The sequence below is a fragment of the Bacillus sp. SN32 genome, from assembly GCF_002837495.1.
GTDB classification, from domain to species: domain Bacteria; phylum Bacillota; class Bacilli; order Bacillales; family Bacillaceae; genus Bacillus; species Bacillus subtilis.
Map to the genome: position 1 here is coordinate 212167 of NZ_PJCT01000001.1, position 14524 is coordinate 226690.

The following is a 14524-nucleotide window of genomic DNA, read 5'->3' on the forward strand; positions in this document are numbered from 1 at the left end:
TATTGCGTGTAAACCAAAGGCAGTGTAAAATGAAACCATCTTTTGAGAAAGCGCTTGCGCAAAATGGTAAAGCGGATAGAACCGCTATTTTTTTTAACTGTTAATAGAAAGCGCTTTCTTAAAGCGACCCTGAAATGAGATAAAGGAGAGGATGGGACGTGGAACATCAAGTAAGATGTGCAGTATTGGGATTAGGAAGGCTCGGTTATTATCATGCGAAAAATCTCGTCACCAGTGTGCCGGGGGCAAAGCTGGTTAGTGTCGGTGATCCGTTAAAAGGGAGAGCAGAGCAGGTTGCCAGAGAATTCGGTATCGAAAAATGGTCAGAGGACCCGTATGAAGTGTTAGAAGATCCCGGCATTGATGCTGTCATTATCGTAACGCCGACAAGCACACATGGTGATATGATCATCAAAGCAGCCGAGAACGGAAAACAGATCTTCGTTGAAAAACCGCTGACATTAAGCCTTGAGGAATCAAGAGCAGTTTCTGAAAAAGTGAAAGAGACAGGTGTCATCTGCCAAGTCGGCTTTATGAGACGATTCGATCCCGCATACGCAGATGCCAAACGGCGGATCGACGCTGGAGAAATCGGCAAACCTATCTATTATAAAGGCTTTACGCGCGACCAAGGCGCGCCTCCCGCAGAATTTATCAAACACAGCGGTGGAATTTTTATCGACTGTTCCATCCATGATTATGATATTGCCCGTTATTTGCTAGGGGCGGAAATCACTTCTGTTTCAGGACACGGCAGGATTCTGAACAATCCGTTTATGGAGCAGTATGGCGATGTGGATCAGGCGCTGACGTATATTGAATTTGACTCCGGCGCAGCGGGGGACGTCGAGGCAAGCAGAACCTCTCCATACGGACATGACATCCGGGCGGAGGTTATCGGGACAGAGGGCAGTATTTTCATAGGGACATTGAGACATCAACATGTGACCATCCTATCGGCTAAAGGGAGCAGTTTTGATATCATTCCAGACTTTCAAACTCGTTTTCATGAAGCCTATTGCTTGGAGCTTCAGCATTTCGCCGAGTGTGTCCGGAATGGAAAAACACCGATTGTGACTGATATTGATGCGACGATCAATTTAGAAGTGGGCATCGCCGCAACCAATTCCTTTCGAAGCGGCAGGCCGGTACAGCTAGATGTGAAGCGCGCTTATCCAGGTATGTAAAAGCTAATATGTTGCATTTGAGGCTTTCCGCAAAAAAAAGCAAGGACATTTTAGCCCTTGCTTTCTCTTTTCTCATATAAATAGTACATATAATCAGTAGGTATGCCTGAATGGCCCAGCTGTCTCAGCATGGCGGTTACGTTCCCTCTATGGTAAGTCCCGTGATTGACGACATGCAGGATGGTGTCTGCATAGGTTGATTCCAGTGTACCTAGTTTCGGATGCTGCATTGTGAAGGTCTGTTCTAAGTCCGTCTGGCGGCTGAAGAAATCATGATACTGTAACTCCAGCTCGGCAGCGTGCTGTTTAATCGCTGCCATATTACCTTGCGCGGACTCTAATTTGCCTGCGCTGTCTATAATCTCTTGGTAGGCCACTCCAGAAAGAACATTCAGCCAAATGTAGTCAGCCCTGCACATATGAAGCAGCACGTCGCTGACAGAAGGAAATACGCTCTTTACTTCTTGATAGGCAGTTTCCTCCGGCAGGTTTTCGATATGGGTAAATATTTTCTTGTTTGCCCAAGAATGATAGTCATAAAACTGTTTTGCATCAGTCATCAGCATGCCTCCTTTTCTAAGAAATTCGTTTTTTTCATTTGTTTCTCCTTCAATTGCAAAAGAGTGACACCCCAAAATATCCTGCCGCTGCCCACATTACCGCTGCAGAGCATTTGTTTACGATCAGCATAAGCCTGCCGCTCGTATCTATCGTCTGAAACAACCGGCCCGCTATTGCAAGGCTGATAAACCAAATCCAAGACACAGCGATGCAGGCGGCCATAAAGAGCCATTTCTCAAGCCCCGAATATTGAAGAGAGCTCGTGCCGATGACGCCGATCGTGTCCAGAATGGCATGCGGGTTTAAAAGAGAAACAGCGGCCGCAAACGCAACTTGCTTTTTTGGTGTGAACGTATGTTTCTCATTTTGGCTTGTGTTCGGACGGCTGTTCCAAGTCACCCAGCCCATATAGAGCAAAAATAAAAATCCGCCGGCTATCATGACTGTCTCAAACACAGGCAGCTCCTGCACAATGACAGATACGCCCGCAACGGCTAATATGATTAACAGGGTATCGCAGACTGAAGCACTGATGACAGCTGGGAGAGCCCGCCAAATATGCTTTTGCCACGCGCCTTGCTGAAAAATAAACACATTCTGCACTCCCAGCGGCAAAATTAAGCCAAACGCGAGCACAATTCCGTGAATGATTGCATTCATGCTGAAAAAGCTCCCTTCACATTTTTTTTAATCATAAGAGAGATTGTCACTAAAGTCTCCAGCCATTTGGTTGGGTTAGAAACCAGCCAAATGTATAATGTGTAAAAAAGGGAGGCATGACCTTGTCTCAATGGCAGCCAAGCCGAAAGTCGGATGTTCCGCTGCATCGGCAGATCGAACAATATATGAAAGACAAGATTCTTCACGGAGAGTGGGCTGTAGGGACGAAAATCCCCTCACAGAGAACGCTGGCCGACATGTTTCAAGTCAACCGCAGCACAGTCACAGCAGCCATAGATGAACTCACGTCTCAAGGCTTGTTAGAGGGAAGAAGAGGCGGCGGTACGAAGGTTGTAAACAGTACTTGGAGCGTGCTGGCGGCTGAGTCTCCGCTTGATTGGAGCAATTACGTCCGTTCGGGCATTCATCGCCCCAATTCTTCCATCATCCAAGCTATTAATCAGAACGAACCAAGAGCGGATATCATCAGATTAGGAACAGGAGAACTTTCACCGGATCTTGTGCCTGCTGACACAATGAGCCGGATGTTTCAGCAAATCAATCCGGGCGCCCTGTCTTTAGGATATGAGCAGCCGAAAGGAAATCGTCAGCTGCGGGGGGCAGTGGCCGACCATTTAAAAGGAAAGAAGATCCATGTGTCACCGTCTGCAATTTTAATTGTGTCCGGTGCACTTCAGGCACTTCAGCTCATCTCAATTGGACTTTTAAAACGAGATTCTGTCATTTTGACGGAGAAGCCGTCCTACCTTCAATCCTTGCATGTATTTCAATCAGCGGGGATGCGGCTTCGCGGCTTGCCGATGGATGGTGAAGGGGTCAAAGCGGGGCTTGTTTCTTCTTATCGAAAACAATATGGAGGACAGCTGCTTTACACGATTCCGTCGTTTCATAATCCGACAGGCACAGTCATGTCAGAGCAGCGAAGGAAAGAGATCATCAGCCTGTCAAGAAAAGAGCAGCTGCCCATCATTGAGGATGATGCGTACGGTGATTTATGGTTTGAAGAAAAACCGCCGCAGCCGTTGAAAGCAATGGATCATGAGGGCAATATTCTGTATCTGGGCACGTTTTCAAAAACGGTTAGCCCCGGTCTGAGAATCGGCTGGCTTGCCGGTCCGGAGCCGGTTATTGAAAGGCTGGCGGACATTAAAATGCAGACAGACTACGGATCAAGCGGCCTGTCCCAGTGGGCGGCTGCCGAGTGGCTGTCACAGGGATATTATGAAGAGCATCTGACTTGGGTACGCAGGAAGCTTAAAGAAAGGAGAGACGCCGCCGTTCATTTTCTCGAGCGGTATGCCGGGGACATTGCCACGTGGCGGATTCCCGCAGGCGGCTTTTATATTTGGGTGACATTTCACAAAAACCTGCCTGTCAGCCGTTTCTTTTATGGATTGCTGAAACGGCAGGTGCTTGTGAATCCCGGCTACATTTATGACGGTGAAGACCGAAACAGCATCAGGCTGTCATATTCCTATGCATCTCTTGGAGATTTGGAAACTGGCATTAAAGCGGCAGCTGAAACAGCACGCCGCCTGATGATGTCCTAGGCTTTGGTTATGTGATGACAGCTCCCAGTGCCCTGGCGAAGGCAATCGCGTGCTCAGGTGCGATTTTGCAGCCTTTCAATTTGTCGAGGGAGACATGAAGCTGTTCAAAACGGCACGTGCTGATGTCCATATTTTGAAGGGACGTGCCGGTAAAGCTGGCGCCTTCCAATTCGCACCTGTCAAAGTGTGTCTGCTGGAGCACCGTATTGCTGCATTCACTTTGCATAAGAGCACAGTGATCAAATCGAACTTGTTTCATATTTGAGTACGAAAATGAGCTGAAATGTCCGTGGCATTCCTCGAATGAAACATTCCGCAGCGTTGCTTCCGCCACATTCATTCCAACCATTTTTGACTGCTTAACTGAAGTTCTGTGAATGACAGCCCCGCTGAAATCGGCGTTTGATAAATCACATTTTTCAAAGATCACATCGGTCAGTTCAATATGCCGAAAAGACACATCGATAAAGACGACATTTCTGAATACCGTTTTTTCCACACAGAGTCTTTCGATATCTTCGCCGCAGATTGTACAATCTTCAAACAAATGCATGCTGATTACATCATCCTGCGTCACGGCATCATGAAAATCTGCAGTTTGCAGGTTTTCCGGTATGTTCGGTTTTTGAATTGCGATTTTATTCATGTGATGACATCCTTTGCTGCCCGAAAAACAGAGGCTTCCGGGTTCAATTTAATAGATCGTTAAGGAAATTGATACATATAGTAAATCGTGAAGAGCCTTTTCTTGGTACAGCAGCCCGCTTGTTTTGTAAGCATAAATGGAAAGCTTCCTATACGTCAAGGCGTTTACAGGCCGAAAAAGCCAAAGGGAACAGGAGGAATGCGGAATGGGGCATTACGTCAAAACCGAGGAGCATGTGACACTGTTTGTAGAGGATATCGGACATGGAAGGCCGATCATCTTTTTGCACGGGTGGCCGTTGAATCATAAGATGTTTGAATATCAAATGAATGAGCTTCCGAAAAGGGGATTTCGTTTTATCGGCGTTGATTTGCGGGGATATGGGCAATCTGACCGCCCTTGGGAAGGCTACGATTATGACACGATGGCCGATGATGTGAAAGCAGTCATTTATACGCTGCAGCTTGAGAATGCGATTCTTGCCGGTTTTTCAATGGGCGGCGCAATTGCAATCCGTTATATGGCAAGGCATGAAGGAGCCGATGTTGATAAGCTGATTTTACTGTCTGCAGCGGCCCCCGCGTTTACAAAACGCCCGGGTTATCCGTATGGGATGAGGAAGCAGGATATTGACGATATGATTGAATTGTTCAAAGCTGATCGGCCCAAAACACTGGCTGATTTAGGGGAACAGTTTTTTGAGAAAAAAGTGTCTCCAGAGCTTAGGCAGTGGTTTCTCAATCTGATGCTGGAGGCTTCCTCCTACGGGACGATCCACTCGGGCATCGCATTAAGAGACGAAGATCTCAGAAAGGAACTTGCTGCAATCAAGGTGCCGACGCTGATCCTGCACGGGAGAAAGGATAGAATTGCGCCGTTTGATTTTGCGAAAGAATTGAAGCGCGGCATCAAACAGTCGGAATTGGTTCCGTTTGCAAACAGCGGGCACGGAGCATTTTATGAGGAAAAAGAGAAGATCAACAGTTTAATTACGCAGTTCTCCAACTCATAAGAAAAAACCCGACATTGATCGGGTTTTTTATATAATTCCTCTGTTTTGCAGTGCGTTAATGATGAGATCAGCTCCATCGGAAATAGAGATCTGGTCTGACTCAATGATGAAATCGGGTGAAAGCGGCGCTTCATACGGAGAATCGATCCCGGTGAAATGTTTGATCTTTCCGTTTCGCGCTTTTTTATAAAGCCCTTTTGGATCGCGCTGTTCACAAACATGCAGTGGGCACTTCACATAAATTTCGAAGAACTCACCTTTAGGAAAGAGCGCTCTAACCATGTCCCGATCCTCTCTGAATGGAGAAATAAAAGCCGTTAAAATCATTTGCCCGCTGTCGACAAACAGCTTCGCCACTTCTCCGATCCGGCGGATGTTTTCAATCCTGTCACCAGTCTGAAATCCAAGATCTTTGTTTAAGCCGTGGCGGATATTATCACCGTCAAGCACGTAGCTCTGAATGCCCTTGCGGTAAAGCTTTTCATCGACTGCATTGGCCAGCACCGATTTTCCGGAGCCGGACAAACCTGTAAACCAGAGGACGCAGCTTTTGTGTCCGTTTAAGGACTGTCTGTCAGACTTCGAGATGGCAGCGGGATGCCAAATGATGTTCGGATTGTGTGTCATTGCAATTCCCCGCTGTTTTGCTTGATGGCAACAGGCTGTTGGTGAAGTCCCTTGATCAGCACGGCTGCGACCTCAGGCCGGCTGAATTCTTTAGGCGGCTTTTTGCCTTGGCGGAGAAGCTCTCTCACTTTTGTGCCTGATAAGTGGATGTGGTCTCTCGGGCTGTGCGGACATGTTTTGGAGGTGCCCATGTTTCCGCATTTTCGGCAATAAAAGCTGTGCTCAAAAAACAGCGGCTTGATGCCCAGCTCTTCCTCTGTGAATGATTGAAAAATATTTTGGGCGTCGTATGTTCCATAGTAGCTGCCGACACCCGCGTGATCACGGCCTACAATAAAATGGGTGCAGCCGTAATTTTTTCGGACGAGCGCATGGAAAATCGCTTCCCGCGGACCTGCATAACGCATGGCGGCAGGGAAAACCGATAACATGACACGATCCTTTGGATAATAGTGATTAAGCAAAGCCTGGTAGCTCTCCATTCTGATATCGCTTGGGATATCGTCTGACTTTGTTTCTCCGACAAGCGGGTGAAGCAGCAGACCGTCGACCGTTTCTAACGCTGTTTTTTGAATGTATTCATGCGCTCTGTGAACAGGGTTCCTGGTTTGAAAGCCGACAATCGTTTTCCAGCCGAGCTTTTGAAAGGCCGCTCTTGTTTCTGCGGGCGTTGCATAAAACTGTTCGAAAGATTTGTCAGGCAGGCGGCTGACCGTGATAGGCCCTCCGATATAGTAATCCGGGCGCGCCAGCAATTTTTTTACGCCTGGGTGGGCAGGATCGTTTGTTTTAAAAACAGACAGTGCTTCTTGTGTTTTATCAGGCTGGTATATATCGGTGACTGTGATCATGCCGTAGGTAACACCGTCTTTCACAAGCTTGACGTGATCTCCGGCAGACAGCTGTTTTGCTGTTTTTTCTCCGACAGGCAGCGTAATCGGCAGGCTCCACGGCAAGCCGTTTGCCAGCCTCATTTCCTTCACAACACGATGATAATCTTTTTCTCCCAAAAAACCTGTTAACGGGCTGTAGCCGCCGATCGCAATAAGCTCCAGGTCGCTCAGTGCAAGCTGATCCAGCTCAGCTTGGCACGCGCACCCTTCAAAATGGCATGCGTGATCACAGCGGTTGATTAATACCCCTCCGTGGGGTTCGTTTCCATTCAATGTGTTCAACCTCCATTTATACGTTTCCTTGTTTTCTTTGCTGCAGTTAATGAAAGTTTGACATCAGCGCCTCAACATCATTTCGACTCTCATAGCCAGAACCTGCCGTCCGCTATTCTTGATGCAGGCCGCATTCTGTTTTCTCCCGTCCGGCCCATCTTCCAGCCCTCTCATCGTTCGGGTCCGGGGAAGGCAATGTACACATTTCACAGCCTATGCTCGGGTAATGTTGATCGTGCAGTTTGTTATAAGGCAAATTGTGCAGGCGGATGTACGTCCAAACGTCATCCCATGTCCAGTGGATGAGCGGGCAAATTTTGATGAGCTCAAACTTCTGGTCCAGGTTTACGTATTGAATATGCTTTCTCGTTGGCGACTGCTCCCGGCGCAGTCCTGAAATCCAAGCTGTCATGCCGGACAGGTGCTTTTTGAGCGGTTCGATTTTCCGCAATTGGCAGCAGAGGTTCGGGTTATGCTTCCACAGCTCTCCGCCGTACTTCGTCCCCTGTTCTGTTAAGCTCAGCTCGGGTTCGAGCATCTGGATTGCAAATCCCGGATATCGTTCTTTGACGGTCTCGATCAGCTCATATGTTTCCTGAAAATGAAGCCCGGTATCCAAAAAGATGATGTGTGCATTTTTGTTGATTTTTGATATTAAGTCGAGAAGCACCATTCCTTCTGCGCCAAAGCTGCAGGCGTACACAATCTTTTCTCCGTACGTTCGGTAAGCCCATTTCAACACATCGAGCTCATCGATCAATTGATCCGTTATCCGTTTGGACAGCATGTCGTTCCATGTGTCATATGTGATGGTTTCGTTCAATGTTTTCCCCCCGTTTGCATCTGCTTTTTTTATCTATTGATCGAGTTATAGGCAGACTATTCATTTTTTGCATAAAGGTTCAGGGTTTTTAGGGGCTGCGCCCGCCTAAAATGAGGTGCGGAACCATTAAGAGCCCGGCTGAATATGCTTTTTAGCAAAATGGTTTTATGCCCAAGGAGAGGTAGTATGCCGATTGCCATTTATCAGGGGCATCATCATTCGCTTGCCCCGGCTGATATTAACATCGTCATTGATGTCATCAGAGCATTTACGGTCGCCCATTATGCGTTTATCGGCGGGGCGAAAGAGATTTTGTTGGTCCGGACAGCTGATGAAGCCTTTGCGCTGAAAGACACCTATCCGGATTATGTATTGACGGGAGAGGAAAAGGGGGTCGGTATCAGCGGATTTGATTTAGATAATTCTCCAAAGCGCATGGCTGTGCAGAATATGGCGGATAAAAGCCTGATCCAGAAAACAACAAACGGCGTCACAGCAGCATTGGGGGCGCTGAACGCAAAGCATCTGTTCGTAACTGGATTTTCCAATGCCAAAACAACGGCACAGCATGTGAAAAAGCTCGCCGCAAACGATTGTGTCATAAACATTGTGGCTTCCCATCCATCCGGTGATGACGATATGGCGTGTGCGGAGTATATCAAAGGCATCATTGAAGGGACAAATGCGGTAACGGCTGCGGAGGCGATTCAAAGAATAAAACGCTCTTCTGTTGCGGAGAAGTTTTTTGACAGCCGCCAGCCATTGTTTGATTCGGAAGACATCGTTTACTGTACAAAAGAACTGACGGGCGATTTTGTGATGAAAGTGAAACAAGATGGAGAAGTTCCAACGATAGAGAGGGTCATAATATGAATGATTTTTCACTAGAATTGCCAGTGAGAACAAACAAGCCGAGACAAACCGGGCAGTCCATTTTAATTGATAACGGCTATCCCTTGCAATTTTTCAAAGATGTCATAGCCGGAGCGTCCGACTATATTGATTTTGTGAAATTCGGCTGGGGCACATCATTACTTACGAAAGATCTTGAAGAAAAAATCAGCACACTGAAAGAACATGACATTACATTTTTCTTTGGCGGCACACTGTTCGAAAAGTACGTAAGCCAGAAAAAAGTGAATGAATTTCATCGGTACTGCACCTATTTCGGCTGTGAATATATTGAGATTTCAAACGGTACGCTCCCGATGACAAATAAAGAGAAAGCGGCTTACATTGCCGATTTTTCTGATGAATTTCTTGTCCTCAGTGAGGTGGGCAGCAAGGATGCGGAATTAGCAAGCCGGCAAAGCTCTGAGGAATGGCTTGAATATATCGTTGAGGATATGGAAGCGGGCGCGGAAAAAGTGATTACAGAAGCCAGAGAAAGCGGAACGGGAGGGATCTGTTCCAGCAGCGGCGATGTCAGGTTTCAAATTGTTGACGACATCATTTCCTCGGATATTGATATCAACAGGCTGATTTTTGAAGCGCCTAACAAAACGCTTCAGCAAGGGTTTATTCAAAAAATCGGGCCGAATGTGAATCTGGCCAATATTCCATTTCATGATGCCATCGCTTTGGAGACGCTGCGTTTAGGGCTAAGATCCGATACCTTTTTTCTGTAAAACAGCGGCTGCGGGGCTCTCGTCGTGAAGAGAGCCTCTGCCTATTATTTTTTATGGCGGTACATAGGCGTGAGATAGGGAAGTGAGGTCAGACGGATGTTGTAGATGAAGTCGATGACTCTTGTCGATATCACTTGGCATATCAGGGCTTGAATGACAATGCCCCAGTCAATAATAGACGCGGTGACCATAAAAATGATGCAATTCATGATGAGCAGGATCGTACCAGGATTCCCGCCGCGGTAGATAGAAATCATCAGAGCAAGGGCTCCGAATCCTCCGTTCGAAATTTTATATTTGTATAAAAGTCCGATGCCGAGTCCCAATAACACTGCGCCGCTTGCCAGATCAAGCCACAGATTAGATGTGATATCCGGAAAAACCGCATCAAAGATCAATACCGAGACAGAGGTGACGGTGATAGAAGCGAGGGTGCCGGTGAATGTTCTCATCTCCAGCCATTTTAAAGCGGTAAAAAGCATTGATACATTCACAGCCCACACTGAAAATCCGTGGGGGATTTGAAACAGATAATGCAATAGCACCGCAATACCTGCTGCACCGCCTGTCGGAATATCATGCGGAAATAAAAACAAGGACATGCCGAGTCCCTGTAGTACGCCGCCTACGACAATCATAAACGTAAGTTTTGTTTTCATCAGCAGTTCAGCCATTAAGTCATTTGCTCCTTTATGAAAAGACTTGTCCGCTGTTTTCATTTTATGAGGCTGTCCATGATTTATGTCTCAAAATAAAGAAATGGCCCAGCTTAATATGCTGAGCCATCCCACTTGTAGCGATTGACGATCTCCTTATTGATCTCTGTTCCAATGCCTTTTCCTTTCGGGATATGGACCATTCCTTTTGAAGGCTGCAGGCTGACGAGATCTGTAAAAGGATTCTCCATGACGTCCCACTCGATCGGTTCAATGTGATCGTTCTTCATTTTAGACCATGGGGGCAGACAGGCTTGTGCAAATAAAGCATAGAGCCGTGAGAGCGATCCGTCATATGCATGGGCGGATGCTCTGACGCCAAAATAACGCGCGAGCTGGAGGCAGTCCCGAAACTCATCAATTCCGTTGACATGCATGACATCGGGCTGAATGATATCCAAACAGCGCTGTGAAAGAAGAGGCGCATATTGCGCCGGGCCTTTCATGTTTTCTCCGCCGGCAACAGGAACAGACAAACGGCTTCGAAGCATAGCGTAATCCTGCGGCTGATCAAAGGGCAAAGGCTCCTCAAGCCAGCCAATGTTCGTCCATTCGGAGAAATAGCGCTCCCATTTAAAAGCCGCAGCGGCATCGTAGCTTTGGTTTGCGTCCAGAATCATCGTAATGGAGCTGCCTGCTGTATGCTGCAGCGCATTGATGTGCCGGACATCCTCCTTGAATGAAGTCCCGCCAATTTTGACTTTGATTTGCTCAAACCCTTTTTTCAACTGGGCTTCAACATTGGAGACTGAGCGGCTGATCCATTGCGGGGAGTCTGAGTACGATTGAAAAGACGCGTACACAGGAATCTCCTCTCTGTATCGCCCGCCCCATAATTCGCATACCGAACAATCCGCAGCTTTGGCTGCAATCTCTGTCAGCGCCATGCTTACAGCGGAGGCCGCCCGCTGGTGCCATTTTTGAATCGTGCGCACTAATGACAGGCGGCTGCCAGCCTGTTTTCCTAATAGAAACGGGATGATCCGCTTCGTAAAACCGACATGGAGAGCAGGGAGCCAATCAACGCATTCTCCCCAGCCGTCTATCCCGCTTTCGGTGATAATCCTGATGAGATAACAAGTCCGATATCGTTTAAACCCATTGGCATCTCCATATGGCTTTTCTAATCGGTGAAATAGCGGAAAGGTTTCAATCCGTACAATTTTCACACTGGGTGCTACCTTTCCTCAGCGGGCTGTAGCCGATTTCCAGCCATTTTAGTGTCTTCTTTTTCTTTTGTTTCTTCATTGTTTTGCTTCACATGGATGAGCATCATCACAAGAATCCCGACAACGAGAGTCAATCCCGCGATGCTTAAAAACATGCCGGGTCTGGACCATTGCATCAGGCGGCCGAAAATCGGAGGACCGATCGCTACCCCTAAGAAACGTACAGAGCCGTACAGCGAGGTGACAAATCCCCGTCTTTCCTTGCCGACAGCCCCGGTAATAAAACTGTTCACACAAGGAAGGACAAGACCTGAGCCTATGCTGCTCAGTACAAGAACACTGATAAAAAGGACAAGATTTTCAATGAATGACAGTGCCGCGTAGGATACGGTCATGAACGCCAATCCAAGTACGATCAGCTTTTTCATTAACGATTGCTTTTGCCCGATTTTGCTTCCTGTTGTATAGGACGTCACACACATAACCAAAAGCGGAATCGCTAAAATCAAGCCTTTTTTCACGCCGTCGGTGTCGTATGTTTTTTCAAGAACATCTGAGAGATAAAACAGGATGCCGAATAAAGTAAACAAACAGGTCGCACCGGCTAAATAAGCGGTAAACAGCCATCTGCCTTCATGTTTAAAGACACTTAACAGCCCTTTTGCATATTTTCCGATTGGTGGCGGTTCTTTTTCCTTTTTCTTTTCTTTAATAAAAATCCAAGTCAGTACGATCGAAATGATACAAAACACAGGAAAGGCAAAAAACGCGCCATACCAGACAAGCAGGGCGATCAGCGAGCCAATGATCGGCGATAGCACTTTCCCCATGCCGTTTGAAGCTTCAACAAGGCCGAGCACCTTGCTCTCCTGGGCGCCTTTAAACAGATCTCCCGTCAGTGCCATGGCAATTGGGCCGGTTCCGGCTGCCCCGATTCCCTGTAACGCTCGTCCTGCCATGACCCAAGGGTAGGCATTGTCAAAAAAACCTGCCGCAAACCCGGCTAACAAACCGCCGGCACCATACAAAATTAAGCAGGGAATAATGATGACTTTCCTTGAGAATCGGTCTGCGAGATAACCGACAATCGGAATCGCAAATGCTGCAATCAAGGAAAATACTGTGATCACGAGACTGACTTGAAATTGTGATAAATGAAGTTCAGATTTCATTTTTGGCAAAATCGGAATAAGCATCGAGTTTCCTAGGGTTAATATTAAAGGGATTGAACCGATTGCTACAATCGTCATTCCGTTATTTTGTTTTGATGATTCCATCTCAGAGCACACTCCTTTTCTTCTGCTTAGAATGTCCCTGATGGCTTCGTTTATTCAGCGATCAGACAGCAAAAAACCGAACAGAAGATACCTGTTCGGGAAAAAAGAGGGTTAACCGAGAGCCTGTGAAATCAAAGCATATAAGTGTCCATTTTGAATAGGCGCTTTTTGCTGATAGAACAAAAGCGGAGGTTCATCATCTTTATGAAATCCCATTTCTATCAGGCTGTCATGCAGAGACGTGTGTTCACTCGGTATATCGATTCGCATCGGCCCTTGTTTGCCGGCCGCCAGCCTGTTAATTATCTGTGCTGCAACATCTGATGATGGAGCGATGATGGGGCCGAATTTCAAATTGGCCGGTGTCTGTACAGAAAGTCCGTAGCCAATTAGCTGTCCGTCCTGATTTCGGGCGATGATACATTCGCATGAAGCAGAAATAAGCTGCTGCAAAAGGTTTGATCGATCTCCGCCAAAGGCAGCCAGATCCGCCGCGGTTAAGTCGTGAAAGTCTTGTTCTCTAAAGGATGTCAGTTCAGCATCAAGCTTTTTTGTATAAGGTTGAAAACTGTGACAGCTGTACTTTCGCACTGAACCTGCCGTATGAAAACCTGCTTTTTCATAAAGCGGCAAACCTTCTTTTGTGGCGCAAAGTCTGATGGCGGTGTTTTCATCTGTTTGGGTGATACAGGCGTTTACCATACGCCGGCCGAGACCGAGCCGTTGATATTCTTTGTCCACGATAACGAGGCCGATAGAAGCAAGACGGCCAAACAAAAACAAGCCGATGCAGGAAATAATATCACCGCTGACATTTTGATAGCCGTAAAAGCGTCCTTGCTGGACAAGCAGTGCCAGCTCTTGTTCGCCGTAATCCGGCCACCCGGCTTGCCTGCAAAGCCGCAATAGACTAGGGGTATGTTCTTCATGAAGCTTAATTAGCTTATCGATTACCCTCATACAGATCACCTGCTTGTTTCGAGTTTTTTATACATGATGATATGTGTGACTATGCCGGGAATCTCAAACGGTTCGCCGAGTTCTTCCCAGCCAAGTTTTGAATAGTAGCCTTTCACATGGCTTCTGGCATTGCACCAGACTGCCTGAACGCCGTTCTCCGCCAGTTTCTCTTCCGCGTGTTTGACCAGCGTGCTCCCGCCTTTTTGATCGCGATATCCTTCAAGCGTTGCCATGCCTCTCAGCCGATATGCTGGGGATTCTGTTATTAATGGCTGATTTTGCGGGGAAAAAGAAGCGATGCTGATCAGCTTTTCTTCAAAAAACGCGCCGAGATGAAAGGAGCCTTTTGCATGATCCTCTTCATATTTGCATTGTTCAATGGATTGATGGGGACGCAGAATGCGGTGCCGGATTTCATATGTATCTTCCGCGGAAATGGTTTTGACTTCGAGCATAATGTTCCTCCTCATGACTGTTTTTCTATATCGTAACACGAATCCCGTTGAAAAAGACCGCCCGAT

The 14524-nt window shown here is 47.1% G+C and carries 15 protein-coding genes and 1 pseudogene; 5 read left to right on the plus strand and 11 right to left on the minus strand.

The annotated features are described in order from the left end of the window. The first annotated feature begins 158 nt into the window (after positions 1 to 158). Positions 159 to 1187 carry a scyllo-inositol 2-dehydrogenase gene (iolX, locus tag CW370_RS01160; RefSeq protein WP_101169452.1) on the plus strand — a complete coding sequence of 343 codons (1029 nt, stop codon included), beginning with the start codon at positions 159 to 161 and terminating at the stop codon, positions 1185 to 1187. Between the two features lie 50 nt (positions 1188 to 1237). Here the strand turns inward: iolX and CW370_RS01165 are convergent, their stop codons facing one another. Continuing rightward, the gene (locus CW370_RS01165; RefSeq protein ID WP_101169453.1) at positions 1238 to 1747 is read right to left on the minus strand and encodes a DinB family protein; all 510 of its coding nucleotides are present in this window, start codon (positions 1745 to 1747) and stop codon (positions 1238 to 1240) included. A 49-nt stretch (positions 1748 to 1796) separates the two neighbouring features. Next, positions 1797 to 2458, minus strand: a pseudogene (locus tag CW370_RS01170) (LysE family transporter). A gap of 66 nt (positions 2459 to 2524) precedes the next feature. Here CW370_RS01170 and CW370_RS01175 point away from each other — a divergent pair. Next, a complete protein-coding gene (locus CW370_RS01175) occupies positions 2525 to 3979 on the plus strand; it encodes an aminotransferase-like domain-containing protein (protein ID WP_101169455.1) in 1455 nt (484 codons plus the stop codon). A 7-nt stretch (positions 3980 to 3986) separates the two neighbouring features. Here the strand turns inward: CW370_RS01175 and CW370_RS01180 are convergent, their stop codons facing one another. Next, the gene (locus CW370_RS01180) at positions 3987 to 4625 is read right to left on the minus strand and encodes a pentapeptide repeat-containing protein (protein ID WP_101169456.1); all 639 of its coding nucleotides are present in this window, start codon (positions 4623 to 4625) and stop codon (positions 3987 to 3989) included. Between the two features lie 205 nt (positions 4626 to 4830). Between CW370_RS01180 and CW370_RS01185 the strand changes: the two genes are divergently transcribed. Further along, positions 4831 to 5637, plus strand: coding sequence for an alpha/beta fold hydrolase (locus CW370_RS01185; protein ID WP_024573335.1), 807 nt, complete (start codon positions 4831 to 4833; stop codon positions 5635 to 5637). Between the two features lie 27 nt (positions 5638 to 5664). Here the strand turns inward: CW370_RS01185 and cysC are convergent, their stop codons facing one another. From cysC to CW370_RS01200, 3 genes are all read right to left on the minus strand, one after another. Continuing rightward, positions 5665 to 6264 carry an adenylyl-sulfate kinase gene (gene cysC / locus CW370_RS01190; protein ID WP_024573334.1) on the minus strand — a complete coding sequence of 200 codons (600 nt, stop codon included), beginning with the start codon at positions 6262 to 6264 and terminating at the stop codon, positions 5665 to 5667. After that, a complete protein-coding gene (sat, locus tag CW370_RS01195) occupies positions 6261 to 7430 on the minus strand; it encodes a sulfate adenylyltransferase (protein WP_029946679.1) in 1170 nt (389 codons plus the stop codon). The genes cysC and sat overlap by 4 nt, the downstream gene beginning before the upstream one ends. A gap of 112 nt (positions 7431 to 7542) precedes the next feature. Then, a complete protein-coding gene (locus CW370_RS01200; protein ID WP_015252390.1) occupies positions 7543 to 8253 on the minus strand; it encodes a phosphoadenylyl-sulfate reductase in 711 nt (236 codons plus the stop codon). A 186-nt stretch (positions 8254 to 8439) separates the two neighbouring features. Between CW370_RS01200 and CW370_RS01205 the strand changes: the two genes are divergently transcribed. After that, complete coding sequence (locus CW370_RS01205) at positions 8440 to 9126, plus strand: 2-phosphosulfolactate phosphatase (RefSeq protein WP_029946680.1); 687 nt, start codon at positions 8440 to 8442, stop codon at positions 9124 to 9126. Continuing rightward, on the plus strand, positions 9123 to 9881 hold the full coding sequence (locus CW370_RS01210) for a phosphosulfolactate synthase (protein WP_024573599.1): 759 nt from the start codon (positions 9123 to 9125) through the stop codon (positions 9879 to 9881). The genes CW370_RS01205 and CW370_RS01210 overlap by 4 nt, the downstream gene beginning before the upstream one ends. A 44-nt stretch (positions 9882 to 9925) precedes the next feature. On the opposite strand, the gene CW370_RS01215 is transcribed toward CW370_RS01210, so the two are convergent. The 5 genes from CW370_RS01215 to CW370_RS01235 all read right to left on the minus strand — a co-directional run bounded on the left by CW370_RS01215 (position 9926) and on the right by CW370_RS01235 (position 14458). After that, positions 9926 to 10555, minus strand: coding sequence for a YitT family protein (locus CW370_RS01215; protein WP_024573600.1), 630 nt, complete (start codon positions 10553 to 10555; stop codon positions 9926 to 9928). Between the two features lie 95 nt (positions 10556 to 10650). After that, a complete protein-coding gene (locus CW370_RS01220; protein ID WP_029946681.1) occupies positions 10651 to 11766 on the minus strand; it encodes a mandelate racemase/muconate lactonizing enzyme family protein in 1116 nt (371 codons plus the stop codon). An 8-nt stretch (positions 11767 to 11774) separates the two neighbouring features. Further along, entirely contained in the window at positions 11775 to 13043 is a 1269-nt protein-coding gene (locus tag CW370_RS01225; RefSeq protein ID WP_086343689.1) for an MFS transporter, read from the minus strand. A 111-nt stretch (positions 13044 to 13154) separates the two neighbouring features. Beyond that, complete coding sequence (locus tag CW370_RS01230) at positions 13155 to 14003, minus strand: GNAT family N-acetyltransferase (RefSeq protein WP_101169457.1); 849 nt, start codon at positions 14001 to 14003, stop codon at positions 13155 to 13157. A 5-nt stretch (positions 14004 to 14008) separates the two neighbouring features. Continuing rightward, positions 14009 to 14458: a GNAT family N-acetyltransferase gene (locus tag CW370_RS01235; RefSeq protein ID WP_024572209.1), complete on the minus strand. Its 450-nt coding sequence runs from the start codon at positions 14456 to 14458 to the stop codon at positions 14009 to 14011. Between the last annotated feature and the right edge of the window lie 66 nt (positions 14459 to 14524).

Coding starts and splice junctions, on each gene's coding strand:
- CW370_RS01180 (WP_101169456.1), bottom strand. CDS start 4,625: ATGAATAAAATCGCAATTCAAAAACCGAACATACCGGAAAACCTGCAA.
- CW370_RS01210 (WP_024573599.1), top strand. CDS start 9,123: ATGAATGATTTTTCACTAGAATTGCCAGTGAGAACAAACAAGCCGAGA.
- CW370_RS01175 (WP_101169455.1), top strand. CDS start 2,525: ATGACCTTGTCTCAATGGCAGCCAAGCCGAAAGTCGGATGTTCCGCTG.
- cysC (WP_024573334.1), bottom strand. CDS start 6,264: ATGACACACAATCCGAACATCATTTGGCATCCCGCTGCCATCTCGAAG.
- CW370_RS01235 (WP_024572209.1), bottom strand. CDS start 14,458: ATGCTCGAAGTCAAAACCATTTCCGCGGAAGATACATATGAAATCCGG.
- CW370_RS01225 (WP_086343689.1), bottom strand. CDS start 13,043: ATGGAATCATCAAAACAAAATAACGGAATGACGATTGTAGCAATCGGT.
- CW370_RS01205 (WP_029946680.1), top strand. CDS start 8,440: ATGCCGATTGCCATTTATCAGGGGCATCATCATTCGCTTGCCCCGGCT.
- CW370_RS01215 (WP_024573600.1), bottom strand. CDS start 10,555: ATGGCTGAACTGCTGATGAAAACAAAACTTACGTTTATGATTGTCGTA.
- CW370_RS01165 (WP_101169453.1), bottom strand. CDS start 1,747: ATGACTGATGCAAAACAGTTTTATGACTATCATTCTTGGGCAAACAAG.
- CW370_RS01185 (WP_024573335.1), top strand. CDS start 4,831: ATGGGGCATTACGTCAAAACCGAGGAGCATGTGACACTGTTTGTAGAG.
- CW370_RS01230 (WP_101169457.1), bottom strand. CDS start 14,003: ATGAGGGTAATCGATAAGCTAATTAAGCTTCATGAAGAACATACCCCT.